Origin of the sequence: Ramlibacter sp., assembly GCF_050250995.1 — a bacterium.
GTDB lineage: Bacteria > Pseudomonadota > Gammaproteobacteria > Burkholderiales > Burkholderiaceae_C > Ramlibacter.
On the sequence record NZ_JBFWNP010000084.1, the window covers coordinates 1 to 13,853 of the forward strand.

Below are 13,853 nucleotides of genomic sequence, written 5' to 3' on the forward strand. Positions count from 1 at the left end.
TACGCCGAAAGGTATGCGCCCGCTGCCGAGGCATTGACTCCTGCGGCGCGTGCGAAGTCCCCGTTCGCGAAGCCCTCGGGCTGCGCTGCTAGGCGCTTCGCGACGTCGAGCTTCTCGGCGCTCACGAATGCGCTCCCGTGGCGGAGTGAGCGCGCCAGTACTCGGCCGCGGCGCGGTGCGTCTCCTGCTGATCGGCAACGAGCCCGTTCAGCTCGTAGTTGAGCGCGGCCAGGTGCTCGCGGTGCAGGTCGCGTTCGCGCGTGAGCAGCAGGCTCACCCGCGCGAGGCGGCGGCGCAGGTAGGCGAGCTTGAGCGTGTAATACACGCCGACCGGCCCGCCGCCGACGAACAGTTTGAACAGGACGCGGACAGAGCAGACGACGCTCGCCGCTGCGGCTTTCATGCGAATGAGCCTCATGGGGCCTCCGGGGTTGAGGTGGTCGCCTTCTTCCGCGGCTTGACTTCGCGCGGCTGCGGCGGGGCGGTGTGGGCTTTGTGAGTGCAGCCGTTGCAGGCCTGCCAGTGCTGCATGTCGCGCGGGCTTCCCGTGGGCACGGGCCGATGCGCGAACCCGCGGCATTGCTCCGCGGTGATCACCACCGGCTCGGCCGCGGCGGACTGCTCCGTGAGATGGGGGCACGGGAAGCGACCGAAGGTGTGGACCACCTTCTCGGCGAGCTTGTCGGTGCTCGCCGCGCCCGAGCCGTACTTGCCGGTGCCGTTGAGCACCTGGCTGATGACCGGCGCGCTCACGCCGAGCGCACCCGCGACGAGCTTGCGCGAAAGAGAGCTTGCCCGCTCGGTGAGCAGCGCAAACCAGGGTTGATCTTGATAGGACATCAGGTCTTCGAAGTGGTGATGGAGCGGCTCGAGCCGACGGGCGCGCGCGCCGCGTCCTTCTGGAGCACGTACTGCTTGCAGCCGTTGCCGGCCCGCCCGCGCGACTCGCAGACGAAGCCCTGGCGCGCCCAGGCGCGCAGGTACTGCGACGCGGCATGCGCTGCGCGCTTGAGCGCCCGCTCGTCTTCGCCCGCATCGACCAGCGTGGAAGCCGCTGTAACGGGATCGAGCACGTGCCGCATGCGCAGCAGCTTCCAGAGCCTGTCGATGAACGAATCCGGGCGCTCGGGCTGACGCCAGCCAGGCTCGGTCCGACGCTGTCCCGGCTGCGCGGCACGCACACCCGCGAAGCCTTCACGGGTGAGGACGAACCTGCTGAAGCGCTCGCGCTTCTTCGGATCGATGGACCGCGCGAATCCGAGCTCCACCATTCGCGCGGTGATGCGCCCGGCGTCGATCCGCGTGACGTGCGGAACCCACTCGCGCACGTCGCCCGTCGAGAAGCGGAAGCCTGGCGCCGCCGCGCGCTCGGAGATCGCGGCAAACACCGCATAGGTCGACTCGCGCGCGGTCTCGCTGCCCTTCACGGGCGGCGGCAGCGCGGCGCGTGCGCGGGGGTTCATGGATCAGACCTCCGCGCGGCGCTTGCCGAGCTGCTGGCCGTTGAATTCGGTGCAGAGAACCTTCCCCTCGACCTGCTTCGCCTCGACCTTCTTCCAGCCGTTGGCGTGCGCCCAGGTCTCGATGTTCGCGACCGCATTCAGCACCAGGCGCATGCGGCCCTTCGACTGGGCATGGATGCGAGCGATCAGCTCGTCGTCGATCGCGACTTCGGCCTTCGCGGCGATCGTGGCCTTCACATCGGCCACCGTGAGCGGATCGAGTTCGACGACGCGGGCTACGCGGCTTGCGATGTGCCCGTAGCGCGCGACCTTCAGCGGGAAGTGCTCCATGCCCACCAGGAAGCACATCGTGCCGGTCAGGTCGGTGATGTCGCGCAGCACCTCGAGCAGGCTGGCCGTGCTGCGGATCAGGAAGTCCGCCTCGTCCAGGATCATCGGCACCATCTCGACGGCGAGCTTTCCGATGATCCGTGCCTGCACCTCCTGGTTGCGCCCGCGCTTGTCCAGGCCCATCTTGTCGGCGAGCTCGTCGAGCATCGCGCGCTTCGTCCACGTCTCCTTGGCCCGGACGAACACATAGCCGCTGTCGACGGCCCAGCGCTCGGTCAGCTCGCTCTTGCCGATGCCGTAGACGCCGCGCACGATGACTAGGCCGGCCTCGCGCGCGCCGCGCTTGGCCACCAGCTTCTCCGCCTCGCGCAGGCGCTTGAAGTTCTCGGTTTGGACAAATCCCTTTTTCATGGATACTTCGCTCCTGTCTGTTGTCGTTGCTCAAAAAATGCGCAGGCACGCTCGGTGAAGGCGGCAACCTTCACCGGGCACTCCTAAAACCTTCTTCCCCGTCCTTCCAGGCGATCCCGCGGCTCGCGAAGTACTCCGCGAGCGACTCGTATTCGTCGCCCGCCGCGTACTGCTCAAGCCATGCGCGGTCCTCGGCATCCCACCCGGTGCGGTGCCCCATCAGCCACTCGTAGCGCTCGCTGGGCGTATCGAAGAACGGGCGACCCGCCGCGGCCGGCGCGACGCTGGGCGGCGGCTCTGCGTCCTGCAGGGCGGGTTCGTACGAGCCGTCCAGGTGCGGCACCAAGACGTCGGCCGGGCCCGGCGCAGGCAGGTACGTCCCCGCCGTGCCGCTGACGCCACCCAGCTCCCGCTGCGCCAGGTCCATCTGCCCCTGCAGGCGCTTCATGCGTGTCTCGACGCGCTTCGCCCGCGCCATCTCGACCACCGGCTGCGCGAAGAACGCCTTGCGGTTGGCGTTCCACCCGGCCTCGCACACGTACTCGCCCTGCAGGTCGAAGATCTGCACACGCGCCGGGTCGTGGATGTCGTAATGCACGCGCACCTGCTGGCCGTCGACGGCCATGAGGTCGGCGCTGTAATAGACCTGGTTGAAGAACTGCACCTCGCCGCGCTTGGCACTGCGAAGCACCGCCGGCATGAAGAGCATCCGCAGCTCCAGGTCGCTCAGCTTGAACTGGTGCTCGCGATCGAGCATCGAGGCCCACGCCTCGGCCGGCGTCATGTGCTTGCCCGCGTGCGGGCCGCTCTCGTGCCTGGGAAGGCTGCGGTGCCGGTGCTCGCCGTTGTAGTCGGCCACGGCGCGCTCCACCGCGTCGATGAACTGCTTCCAGCTTGGGGCCTTCGAGGACAGCTGGATCACCTCGCCCGTGTGCTCGGCGCGCTTGAGCGCACGCTGCTCCTTCGCGAGCTCGGCCGACACCTTGCGCAGGCTCCCCGCATCGACGTCCTTGCCTTGGTAGCTGCCGAACTGCCTGGCGCACGGGATCGCCCAGCTCGCCCAGGCGCGTTCGATGATCCCGCGCGCCTGGGGGTTGCCGGGGATGCCGGTGCGGTGCTCCGCGCCGAGCCGGCCGATCACGCCGGTGATGGGGCAGTCGAGCTGCTTGGCCGTCTGCCCCGCGCCGTTGTCCGAATAGATGATGGCGGGGATGCCGTCGTTGCCGACGGCGTGCCGCAGGGCGTCGCCGACCGCGATCACGTTCTCCGAGAGCGACACCGACCAGCCGCAGATCTTGCGCGTGGCCGCGTCCATCACCACCGTGAGTTCTGGCGCGAACGGCGCGCCGTGGTCGGGGTGGCGCACCTTCGCCTTGAACGTGTGGCCGTCGCATACCCACACGTCGAGGGGCCGCAACACGGTCGTGTCGCGGCGCTTGAAAGGCAGGCGCGCGGCCCGCTCCGAGCCGCTGTGCCGCGCTTTGATCAGGTCGACCTTGTCCAGTTTGGGAAGCGCCCGGCGCGCGCGCGCATAGAGCTGCTTCCAGGCGTCGACGGGCCGCTTGAGCCGCTTCGTCACATCCTGCGCCGCCTGACTCAGGTTGCGGAAGCGCGCCTCCTTGGAGTGATAGAGCGCGAGCACCGCCGCGACATCGTCGCCCACCTCGGTTACAGCAAGGGACTCGGCCACGGCCGGCAGCAGCCCCCACCATCCCTGCGCCCGGTAGGTGCTGATCCAGCGCTGCAGGGTGCGCGTGCTGACCGACGCATCGCGGGCGCGCTGGTTGGCCGTGCGCGCGACCGCGGCGAGGTCTTGGGCCGTGCCCGAGGCAAGCTGCAGGGCGACGAGCGAGGCGGCGCGCTTGATGCCGTGCAGGGGCTCGAGCGAGAGCACCTGGTTGACCAGCAGCAGGCGCGCATCGGCGACGGCGCGCTCGGACTGAGACGGTGGCCGCTCGCGGCCTTGAGCGATGTCGCGCTGCGGCTCGACCGGGACAAGCGCATCGCCCTCGACGTTGGCCGTGATCGCGGGGTCGACGATGGTGACCTTCTCGATCATCAAAGCCGTGCGCGTCTGCGCGGGCAGGCGGCTGCAGTCGAACTCGACACCGCCGCCGCGGCCGGCGCGGGCACGCGAGGGTACGCCGAGCTTCTGCAGCTTCTCCCGGGTGCGGAATTCGGTCGACGGCATGCCGGGGAAACCGGCGAGTTCGCGGGCGGTGAGCCAGACACTCATTGCCACGTCCCCTGCACGAGCTCGGCCTGCAACGCGCGCATGCCTGTGTGCCAGATCTTGCGAATCTCCGACAACCCGTGCTCTCTGCGCACCCGGGCGATCAGACCTTCGAAGTCGCCGCGGCTCATCGGGCCGAAGCTGAGATTCAGCACGGGAAGACGCCCCCTGCCGCGAAGGGCATCCCTGCACGTGGTACCGAATGGCGACGGGTACTGCGTGTACGCCGCGAAGCGCCCGATGGTTCGCGTCGAGAGCTTCTTGACCTTGGCGAGCATCAGTGCGTTGCGCACCGCTACGAGGGGAATGGGCTTGTCCGTCATACGCCGCGCCTCCGCGCCTTGAAGGTCACCGGCATACCAAGCAGCCTCTGCCACTCAATGACCGAGCTCTTCGTATCGCTGTAGTACGCAAACGAATCCAGCAGCTGACGGAGTTGCCAAGCGGTCAGCCCGCTTGCGTCGAGGAAGTTCGCGGTACTCCCATAGCCGCGGATGATCCGCCGTCGCATTGACGCCCACGGTTCGTCGCCTGTACGACACCGAGCCCTCATCGGCACGTGCTTGAACTCGCCGTCAAGGAAGGGGGCAGGCGATTGGGCAAGCAAGTGCGCGACGACTTCTTCGCGGGATTGGCGCACTGCTGTCAGTCGCACTGCGGTGACCGCCTTCATGATGAAGCGGGGCTTCGTCATCCGCGGCCTCCTGGAATGGAAGTGAGCCGCCTTGAGCCTCTCTGCTTCGGCGGCGGCGGCATGAACTCCGACGCAGCAACCACTCGCCCCTTCTTGAGGCCGAGAGCAACTGCGACCCGGTGCGCCTCGCCGCGCGCACCCATTAGCCGGCCCTGCATCACTGCCTTCGCGACGTCGTAGCTCACGTGATGGACGCGAGCCCACTCGCGCAGCGTGACACCGGCAGCGGCGAACTCGCTTCGGACCTGGTCACGTGTCTTTGGGGATGTCATGGGATACGATGGGTGGAATGGAGTCACTCTATTCCAATTGGAATCAAGAGTCGACTGTATTCCGAGTGGAATGAGGGGTTACTGACGATGACCACGCCAGCAAGCGAGAAGGACTACGGCGACATCCGCATAGCCGCGCGGATCGTGGAGCTACGGCTCGATCAGGGGATGACGATGGATCAATTTGCTGAGGCCATTGGCATTAGCCAGCCCACGCAGTCGCGCATCGAGCGGGCGAAGCGCATGCCCGACGCACCGTACTTACTCCAATTGCGCAGGATCTTCGGTGTGGATTTGAATGAGCTGCTGGAGGGAAGCGAGACCGCGAAGAAACGCGCTACCAGCGTCAACGTTCGAGGCAATAACAGTGTCGTCGCCGGTGGGAATGTGATCGGCGCCAACATTTCCGTGGTCAGGGGGCGTCGAAAAGCCTAGTGGGAGGGGCGAAGTGGGAGAAAGAGAAAAGGGATCGGCGACCATCGCTGTAGGCGGCCAAGGCAACGTGGTTGCGCTTGGCAACGTCATTCAAATCATCACTACTCGCGGAATAGCAACGTCGCTTGAAGACGAGAGTGAGCGGGCCAGCGCTGGGAGCGTGAAGACCGCAGAACTGAAGCGCCTCGTGGACGCAATGCGAATGTTGCTCGACGAACAATGACGCCGATACCGGCGCGTGAAAAAAAATGGTTGCTCCGAGCTGTCCGAATTGCGGCGAAACCTTGCCCAAGGTTCCGCAGCGAAAGACTCGTTGCAAGCGTTGCGGCGAATTCATGTTCGTGCGCAGTACGCCAGAAAATCGAGAGCGGCGACTGATGACGGCCGCTCAGGCTGCAACTGCCGACGCCGCCTGGCAAGAGCGATACGAATTGGAACTCCCCAAGCGCCGCGAACATGCAAGGGAGGCGCAGCTTCACAATCTCCGAGGGTATGTTCAAGCAGCGTCGTTGGGAGTGGTTATCGGGGTCCATGTCGACCCTCCTCGGCGGAATGACGCATGGCACCCCGACGTCACAGAGCATTGCCACCTTCTCGCGGCCCGTCTGTTTCGACCCGAAGATGCGCTTAGGGAATCGCCCTTGCCATGTCGCGCAGATTGCGTCTGCTCGTGGAGATCAGTGCTGCGTTCCGATGTGCTAACCTAAAAAACAGACCTCCGCATCCATAAGGCCGACACGCGTCGGCCTTATTCGTTTGGGGCTCGCCTCGCACAGTCGGGGAATGCAGCTCAGCCGATTCCAATCGCTTCGCCGGCAACTCGGCGCGTTCACACGCGGCGCGCGCGTGGCCGTCGCGGCAATCTCCCTCTCGGCCGCGGCCTTCGTCGGCCTCACCACCCGCGAGGGCTGGTGTAACCCCGCGTGCATCCCGACCGCAGGCGACGTGCCGACGGTGGGCTTCGGGAGCACGACGCGCGAGGACGGCACGCCCGTCCGCATGGGCGACACCACGACGCCGGTGAAGGCGATCAACCGCAGCTTCGCCTACATCCAGAACGCCGAAGCCGAGATGAAGGCCACGCTCGAGGGCGTCGAGCTGTACCAGTACGAGTACGACACGTACGTCGACTGGCGCTACCAGTTCGGCGGTGGCAACTGGCGCAAGTCCTCGATGTTGCGCGAGCTGAAGGCGGGGAACTACGAAGCCGCATGCAACGCACTGCTGCTGTACCGCTACCAGGACGGCCGCGATTGCAGCAAGCCCGAGAACTGGGGGCCGCGCGGCTGCAGGGGCGTGTGGCTGGAGCAACAGAAGCGGCACCGACGCTGCCTGGGCGCGGAGGTGGGCTGATGCATGCGTTCTACGTCCCGACCGAGCTGTGGGTCCTCTTTTGGGTCGCCTGTGCGTTTCTGGTGAGTTCGCTTGCCGTCCACTACCGCCACCGCCGCGAGGAATGGAAGCCGGTCCGCCTGCTGCTCACGCTATGGAACCTCGCCGCACTGGTCCTCGTGATCTTCTTCGGCCTCGCGATCTGGCTGCTCGCAGGCTTGAGCGGCGGTCTGCGATGAAGCAGCGCGGCAACACGCTCATCGTCCTGATGCTGCTTGTCGTCGGCGCGATCGCGCTCGCGGCCGGGGCCTACCGGGTCGGCTCGCACCATACGGACAACGCGTGGAAGGCGAAGGAACTCAAGCGCGAGCAGGACGCCCGCGCCCGCGACCTGGCCGAACAGCGCCGCGGCGAGAAGGCGAGCGGGGCCTACCAGGCGGAGCTGCTCGACGCGCGAATCAAAAGGGACGAACTCGAAGGAGCTTTCAATGCGTACAAGCGCACACGACCCATCGTCGCGAAACGCGCGGTGGAGCAACCCGTCGCCGTCGCGAGCGAACAGCAAGTCGCAGCCGCGGCCTGCGAAGTACTTCATCGCGACGATCCTGCTCTGTCTCATGGGGCTGTCTGGATGTGGAACTCCGCCCTCCTCGGGCGTGACACCCCTTCGGGTCCCTGCGGACTTGCTGACCCCTCCGAGGGTGCCTGTGCCGCTGACGCCGGCATCGGCCTCGCCGAGGCCTGGGACAACCAGGCTCTCAACGCCAAGCTCTGCGCCGAAGATCGTCTCCGGCACCAGCGGCTGATCGACTTCATCAAGGGAGGAAAGCAATGAGCGACCAGGCACGCACGCAGGAGTTGCTCTTGCTCGGGCAGATTCACGGGCTGGTGCAGTCGTTGAAGGACGGCCAGGACCTGCAGAACCGGCGCATGGACGCCTTCGAGAAGAAGGTCGACGACAGATTCGACGGCATGGACTCGCGCCTGCGCACCGTGGAGCAGAAGGCGGCGGTGATGGGCGCGGTCTCCGGCGGCGCGATGGCCGTCGGCACGGCGCTCATCATCGAAGGCATCAAGCAGTGGCTGGGGCGGGGCGGCCCGACTCCCTGATGGCACACGGCAAGGAAAAGCGCACGCAGCTGCGCGGCCTGTACGTCTACCAGCGCCTGCCGATGGAGACGGCATGCACGAAGCTCGGCGTGCCCAAGAGCACGGGCAACCGCTGGAAGCAGGAGGCCGCAGCGCAAGGCGACGACTGGGACACGTCCCGCGCGGCCGTGGCGCTGGGGGACGAGACGTTCACGAACCTGTCGAAGCAGCTGCTCGAGGACTACCTGCTGCAGCACCAGGCGACCATGAAGATGCTGCGCGAGAACACCGAGCTGCAGCCGCTGCAGCGCGCGGAGATCCTCGCGAGCATGAGCGACAGCTTCAACAAGACGATGAACAGCTTCAAGCGGCTCGCACCGGACCTGAACCGGCAGGCCATCGGCCTGGACGTGCTGCAGCGCCTGGCGCAGTTCACGCAGGCGAAGTACCCGAAGAACGTTCCAGCGCTCGTGCAGATCCTCGAGCCCTTCGGCGAGGAACTTGCCAAGGCCTACGCCTAGCGCGAGACGCCGATGGCGAAAAACAAGAAGGAGCTGCTCGACGGGCTGGCCGCGCTGGCGGAGGCGCTGCGCCGCCAGATCGACGCCAACCTCGAAGGCTGGGATATCAGCCCCGAGGCGGTCGCCGAGCGCCGCCGGAAGGTGTTCGACGAGGTCAACGGGTTCCGCTACTTCGACTCGACGTACTTCCCGCACTACGGCACCGCCGCGCCGAGCGCGCTGCACGAGTACCTGTACGAGCGCCTGCCCCGGATCGTGCATGCGGCCAGCGGCCAGCGAGACGCGATCGCGGCGCCCCGCGGCGAGGCGAAGTCCACGAAGATCTCGATGTCCTTCGTGCTGTGGTGCCTGATCACCGAGGCGAAGTGGTACCCGATCATCGTGATGGACGCCTTCGAGCAGGCCGCGGAGATGCTCGAGGCGGTGAAGGCGGAGCTCGACTCGAACCAACGGCTCATCGGCGACTTTCCCGAGGCCTGCGGCCAGGGCAAGGTGTGGCGCGCGGGTGTGATCGTTACAGCCAGCGGCCGCAAGGTCGAGGCGTTCGGCAGCGCGAAGAAAATCCGCGGCCGGCGTCACGGCCCGCACCGGCCCGACCTCGCCATCCTGGACGACATCGAGAACGACGAGAACGTCACCACGCCCGCGCAGCGCGACAAGCTCGAGAAGTTCGTCACCAAGGGCGTGCTGAACCTCGGGCCGCCCGACGACAGCATGGACGCGATCATCGTCGGCACGGTGCTGCACCACGACAGCGTGCTGAAGCGCTTCCTGCGCAACCCGCTGTGGAACCGCAAGGTGTTCAAGGCCATCATCCAGTGGCCCGCGAACATGGAGCTGTGGGAGCAGTTCGAGGGGCTGCTGCTGAACGCGGAGAACCCGCAGGACGGCCTCGCCGCGGCGATGGCGCTGTACGGCCAGAACCGCCCGGAGATGGACCGCGACTCGATCGTCAGCTGGCCCGCGGTGAGGCCGCTGGTGAAGCTGATGATCAAGCGCGCCCGCGAGGGTCACGACGCGTTCGACAGCGAGCAGCAGAACGACCCCACGAGCGGCGACGACGCGCCTTTCGTGAACTCGATCCGCTTCTGGGTCAACCGCCTGGCCGAGTGGATCTTCTACGGCGCGTGCGATCCTTCGCTCGGCAAGAAGGGGGCGGGTCGCGACCCGAGCGCGATCGGCGTGGCCGGGCACAACCGCGAGACCGGCGTGATGGACGTCGTGGAAGCGAAGATCAAGAAGCGCGTTCCCGATCGCATCATCAGCGACATCATCGAGGTGCAGCGCGAATACAAGTGCCTGCTCTGGGGCGTGGAGACGGTGCAGTTCCAGGAGTTCCTCGCGACCGAGCTGATCAAGCGCAGCGCGAAGGAAGGCGTGCCCGTCCCCGTGCGCATGCTGGTGCCGATCATCGACAAGATCATGCGGATCGAGGCGCTGCAGCCGCACATGCACAACGGCCTGATCCGCCTGCATTCGAGCCAGCTCACGCTGCTCGATCAGTTCCGCCACTTCCCCAAGGCCGACCACGACGACGGGCCGGACATGGTCTGCATGCTGTGGATGCTCTGCGTCACGGGGCAGATCGCGGCCGTGCAGAGCGGCGGGACCACCGACCAACAAAGCGCGCGCGCCCGGTACGGCCGCGCGGCGAAACGCATGTTCAGAGGAGCTCGATGATGGGCAAGGTATCCATGTGGGCAAGGCTGCTCGCGGTCGCCGGTTTTGCGCAGGCGAGCGCCGCCGAGCCGGCCGACACCGAGACGCGCGTCGTCGAAGCCGCGAGCAGCCAGAGCGAGGACGAGGCCGGATGGCGCCGGCTGACCGGCGATGGCCTGAGCAAGTACAACGACCGCGACCTGACGCCGATCGCGCAGGACCGCATGGCCAAGCTCGCGGAGTGGCTGTGGCAGAGCAACCTGCTGGCCAACCGCCTGGTCGAGATCCCGCTGGCCTACCTGGTGGCCGAGGGCGTCTCGCTTCAGTGCAAGGACCCCGCGCACCAGAAGCTGCTCGACGCCTTCTGGAACGACCCGATCAACAACTGGCCGCTGAAGCTGCCCGCGCGCGTGCGCGCCCTCGCCCTGCTCGGCGAGCAGTGCTACATCACGCGCGTCAACGCGGGCAGCGGCTTCGTGCGCCTGGGCTATCTCGACCCGCGCAGCATCGGCACGGTCGTGATGGACCCGGACAACCCCGAGCAGCCGATCGGCGTCATCACGAAGCGGGACGTGCATGGGAAGTACTGGAAGTACCGTGTCGTCGTCCTGGGCGAGGACGCGGACCTCTTCACCGAGCGCACCACGAAGATCCGCACCGAGGACTTCGTCGACGGCGAGTGCATGCTGTACCAGGTCAACAAGTTCCCCGACGGCTCGCGCGGGCGCAGCGACCTGCTCGGGCAGATGGACTGGCTCGATGCGTACGACGAGTTTCTCTTCAACGAGCTGGATCGGATCGGCTACCTGCGCAGCTTCGTGTGGGACGTGACGCTGAAGGGCTCGGACGACGACGCCGTGAAGAAGTTCGACCGGGAGTTCAAGGCGCCCGAGGCCAACAGCAAGTTCGTTCACAACGAGTCGGTGGAGTTGAAGGCGGTGTCGCCGGAGCTGCAGGCGGCGGACACCGCCGAGAGCGCGCGGCTGCTGCGCAACCACGTCCTGGGCGGCGCGACCGTGCCCGAGCACTGGTTCGGCGGCGGCGGCGACGTGAACCGCGCCGCGGCGAGCGAGATGGGCGAGCCGACCTTCAAGGTGTACACCGCGCGCCAGAGCATGCTGAAGCTGATGCTCGAGGAAATCGGCCGCTTCGTGCTGTGGAAGTCCCTGCGAACCGGCGCGCCGGACTGGGGCGACGAGAAGTGGAAGGTGACGGCCGTCTTCCCCGAGCTCGCGAACAAGGACCTGACGAAGTTCGCCGCGGCCATGAGCCAGGTGTCGACGTCGGTGATCCTCATGATCGACAACGGCCTGCTCACGCAGGAGCGCGGCCTGCAGCTCATCGCCGACATCGCGGGCCGCTTCGGCCAGGAGATCGACGCGGCCGCGGAGCTCGAGAAGGCGCGCGCCGAGCACGAAGACCGCGGCAAGAAGAAAGCGGCGGCCGACTCCTTCAACCTGCCCGATGATCTGCGCCAGGCGCTCAAGGACGGGAAGGCGAAGCCGGCGGTGACCGATGACGCCGCAGCAGGCGCTTGAAGCGGCGCTGCGGGAGCGGCTGCGCGAGCGCGCCGGCACCCTGCTCGCGACCGATCAGCGTGTCATCGCGGAGCTGAAGGGCGCGCGCGAGCAGATCCTGCAGGTGCTCGCCGGCCAGCCGGCGGACTGGGAGCGCTGGCAGCTCACGCAGGTGCTGCAGCAGCTCGAAGAGATTCTGGACGCTGCCACCGGCCGCGCCGCGATCGCGGCCGACTCGGGCCTGCGCACCGCCTGGCAGCAGGGCGAGGACTTCATCGACAAGCCGCTCGCAGCGGCCGGCGCGAACGTGGAACTGCAGCTGCCGACGCTCGATGCTGGCGTCCTGCAGCAGCTGCGCAGGTTTACGGCGCTGCGCCTGAAGGACGTCGGGCGCGAGGCTTCGCGCAAGATCGGCAACCAGCTCAGTCTCGTCACGCTCGGCGCGCAGACGCCTTTCAAGGCCATCCAGTCCGTGCAGCAGGTGCTCGGCGCCGAGAGCGCCCAGCGGGCGAGCACGATCGTGCGCACCGAGGTGGGTCGCTCGTTCGCGATCGCGAGCTTCAAGCGCCTGCAGCAGGCCGCGCAGCTCCTGCCCGGGCTGAAGAAGCAGTGGCGGCGCAGCGGCAAGATCCACAGCCGGTGGAACCACGACGCGGCCGACGGCCAGGTCCAGGACGTCGACAAGCCGTTCGTGCTGCCCGGGCACGACGGCCCGGTGCGCCTGATGCACCCGCACGACCCGAGCGCGCCTGTCGAGGAGGTGATCAACTGCGGCTGCCTGGCGCTGCCCTACCGCGCGACGTGGGAGATGACGACGCCCGGCGCGAAGCCGTTCAGCGAGCAGGAGCTGCGCCTGGATGGGCGGAAGGCCGCGATCGACTTCGCGGCCAAGAAGGCCGGCCTGCGGCAAAGTTAAAGCGGGCTCGGATTTTGGGGCCTAGGAGCCGCGCGACCCCGTTTTGGCTACCACCCCCCCGACTTTTCCGCCGACCCACTTTAACCACGCTTTAACTCGCGACGGTTCGGCATTTCCAAGGTCGAGGAAGCTCAGCAAGTCCGGTCACTCCGGGGAAACGGCAGTTACAGCGGCAGAACAGCCGAGTTACAGTTTCCCAATCAGACTAGGAGGGATCGATGGCGAAAGAAGTGGTGGTAACCCTGTTCGACGTCAGCAGCGGGGACGATACCCCTCCGCTCAGCGACATCATCGAGACTTTCCAGGCGCTGCCACTTGAAGAGCGCTGGCGCGCGGACATTCGCCTCGACGACATACATAAGCCCAAAACACTGGAGCGCGTGTATTTCCTGGACTTCGCTCGCAAGCGCGAAATCGGCCCCGGCAAGCTCACCGAGGATCGTCCCATCGATGACATCGATATGGAGGAAAACGAGAACTTTGGCGAAGAAACCGCAGCGATGTACGTCGGCAAAAAGAAGTGGCTCTTGGTTCTGAACAACGCCGTCGGCGTGGGTCCGAACCGGATGATGAGCTACTTCAATGCCGTTGATCCAGGGAACCAAATGTGGGACTTCAATGCAGAGCCCGTGCTCGAGGCCCACACCATGAGGACGCTAAGCCGAATGGACCGCATCTCGACGGTCGAAGTCACTGCGTCAGTCGACGCGCTCGGAATTGCGGGGACGGCCACCAGTCTCGCACTCGCCCGCGCCGCCCGACCTGCCGGAGCACACCGGATCAGCTTCGAGCTCATTGCGAATGAGCGAAGGCAGCGAGGACGCTCCCTGGATGTCAACGCCGTCAAGGAGATGGTCGGCAAACTGGTCAGAAGACAGGCGGTGACCGTCCTCAAAGTCAAAGGTGAGGACCCCGATGGCGAGCGCGACATCATGCTCGACCTCATTCATCACCGACTCAAGCAGCGCTACCCTGATACCG

General features: G+C 66.6%; 19 protein-coding genes. 11 read left to right on the forward strand and 8 right to left on the reverse strand.

The window, feature by feature from the left end; genetic code table 11:
• Positions 1–121: 121 nt before the first annotated feature.
• From AB7E83_RS27300 to AB7E83_RS27335, 8 genes are all read right to left on the reverse strand, one after another.
• The gene (locus AB7E83_RS27300) at positions 122–403 is read right to left on the reverse strand and encodes a hypothetical protein (protein WP_428574530.1); all 282 of its coding nucleotides are present in this window, start codon (positions 401–403) and stop codon (positions 122–124) included.
• An 11-nt stretch (positions 404–414) separates the two neighbouring features.
• Positions 415–840 carry a hypothetical protein gene (locus AB7E83_RS27305; RefSeq protein ID WP_428574532.1) on the reverse strand — a complete coding sequence of 142 codons (426 nt, stop codon included), beginning with the start codon at positions 838–840 and terminating at the stop codon, positions 415–417.
• Positions 840–1,463 (reverse strand): hypothetical protein, encoded by a 624-nt coding sequence (locus AB7E83_RS27310; protein ID WP_428574534.1) that lies wholly within the window; start codon positions 1,461–1,463, stop codon positions 840–842. Before AB7E83_RS27310 ends, AB7E83_RS27305 begins: the two co-directional genes overlap by 1 nt.
• 3 nt (positions 1,464–1,466) lie before the next feature.
• Positions 1,467–2,204, reverse strand: a complete 738-nt coding sequence (locus AB7E83_RS27315) for an AAA family ATPase (protein ID WP_428574536.1) — start codon at positions 2,202–2,204, stop codon at positions 1,467–1,469.
• 70 nt (positions 2,205–2,274) lie between these two features.
• The gene (locus AB7E83_RS27320; RefSeq protein WP_428574538.1) at positions 2,275–4,440 is read right to left on the reverse strand and encodes a Mu transposase C-terminal domain-containing protein; all 2,166 of its coding nucleotides are present in this window, start codon (positions 4,438–4,440) and stop codon (positions 2,275–2,277) included.
• Positions 4,437–4,760, reverse strand: coding sequence for a hypothetical protein (locus AB7E83_RS27325; protein WP_428574540.1), 324 nt, complete (start codon positions 4,758–4,760; stop codon positions 4,437–4,439). The genes AB7E83_RS27320 and AB7E83_RS27325 overlap by 4 nt, the downstream gene beginning before the upstream one ends.
• The gene (locus AB7E83_RS27330; protein ID WP_428574542.1) at positions 4,757–5,131 is read right to left on the reverse strand and encodes a hypothetical protein; all 375 of its coding nucleotides are present in this window, start codon (positions 5,129–5,131) and stop codon (positions 4,757–4,759) included. The genes AB7E83_RS27325 and AB7E83_RS27330 overlap by 4 nt, the downstream gene beginning before the upstream one ends.
• A complete protein-coding gene (locus tag AB7E83_RS27335) occupies positions 5,128–5,403 on the reverse strand; it encodes a DNA-binding protein (protein WP_428574544.1) in 276 nt (91 codons plus the stop codon). The genes AB7E83_RS27330 and AB7E83_RS27335 overlap by 4 nt, the downstream gene beginning before the upstream one ends.
• Before the next feature lie 87 nt (positions 5,404–5,490).
• On the opposite strand from AB7E83_RS27335, the gene AB7E83_RS27340 reads away from it, so the two are divergent.
• The 11 genes from AB7E83_RS27340 to AB7E83_RS27390 form a co-directional block, all read left to right on the forward strand.
• Positions 5,491–5,838: a helix-turn-helix domain-containing protein gene (locus AB7E83_RS27340; RefSeq protein ID WP_428574546.1), complete on the forward strand. Its 348-nt coding sequence runs from the start codon at positions 5,491–5,493 to the stop codon at positions 5,836–5,838.
• A 13-nt stretch (positions 5,839–5,851) separates the two neighbouring features.
• The gene (locus tag AB7E83_RS27345) at positions 5,852–6,061 is read left to right on the forward strand and encodes a hypothetical protein (RefSeq protein WP_428574548.1); all 210 of its coding nucleotides are present in this window, start codon (positions 5,852–5,854) and stop codon (positions 6,059–6,061) included.
• Between the two features lie 560 nt (positions 6,062–6,621).
• Positions 6,622–7,191 (forward strand): glycoside hydrolase family protein, encoded by a 570-nt coding sequence (locus AB7E83_RS27350; protein WP_428574550.1) that lies wholly within the window; start codon positions 6,622–6,624, stop codon positions 7,189–7,191.
• Positions 7,191–7,409, forward strand: a complete 219-nt coding sequence (locus AB7E83_RS27355; RefSeq protein ID WP_428574552.1) for a hypothetical protein — start codon at positions 7,191–7,193, stop codon at positions 7,407–7,409. Before AB7E83_RS27350 ends, AB7E83_RS27355 begins: the two co-directional genes overlap by 1 nt.
• Positions 7,406–8,005, forward strand: a complete 600-nt coding sequence (locus tag AB7E83_RS27360) for a hypothetical protein (RefSeq protein ID WP_428574554.1) — start codon at positions 7,406–7,408, stop codon at positions 8,003–8,005. Before AB7E83_RS27355 ends, AB7E83_RS27360 begins: the two co-directional genes overlap by 4 nt.
• Positions 8,002–8,280, forward strand: coding sequence for a hypothetical protein (locus AB7E83_RS27365; RefSeq protein WP_428574556.1), 279 nt, complete (start codon positions 8,002–8,004; stop codon positions 8,278–8,280). Before AB7E83_RS27360 ends, AB7E83_RS27365 begins: the two co-directional genes overlap by 4 nt.
• A complete protein-coding gene (locus AB7E83_RS27370; RefSeq protein WP_428574558.1) occupies positions 8,280–8,780 on the forward strand; it encodes a DUF1804 family protein in 501 nt (166 codons plus the stop codon). Before AB7E83_RS27365 ends, AB7E83_RS27370 begins: the two co-directional genes overlap by 1 nt.
• Before the next feature lie 12 nt (positions 8,781–8,792).
• Positions 8,793–10,460, forward strand: a complete 1,668-nt coding sequence (gene terL / locus AB7E83_RS27375; protein WP_428574560.1) for a phage terminase large subunit — start codon at positions 8,793–8,795, stop codon at positions 10,458–10,460.
• Positions 10,460–11,977, forward strand: coding sequence for a hypothetical protein (locus AB7E83_RS27380; protein WP_428574562.1), 1,518 nt, complete (start codon positions 10,460–10,462; stop codon positions 11,975–11,977). The genes terL and AB7E83_RS27380 overlap by 1 nt, the downstream gene beginning before the upstream one ends.
• The gene (locus tag AB7E83_RS27385) at positions 11,955–12,872 is read left to right on the forward strand and encodes a hypothetical protein (protein WP_428574564.1); all 918 of its coding nucleotides are present in this window, start codon (positions 11,955–11,957) and stop codon (positions 12,870–12,872) included. The genes AB7E83_RS27380 and AB7E83_RS27385 overlap by 23 nt, the downstream gene beginning before the upstream one ends.
• Positions 12,873–13,090: 218 nt before the next feature.
• A partial coding sequence (locus AB7E83_RS27390) for a DUF6731 family protein (RefSeq protein ID WP_428574566.1) occupies positions 13,091–13,853 on the forward strand: 763 nt, incomplete at its 3' end.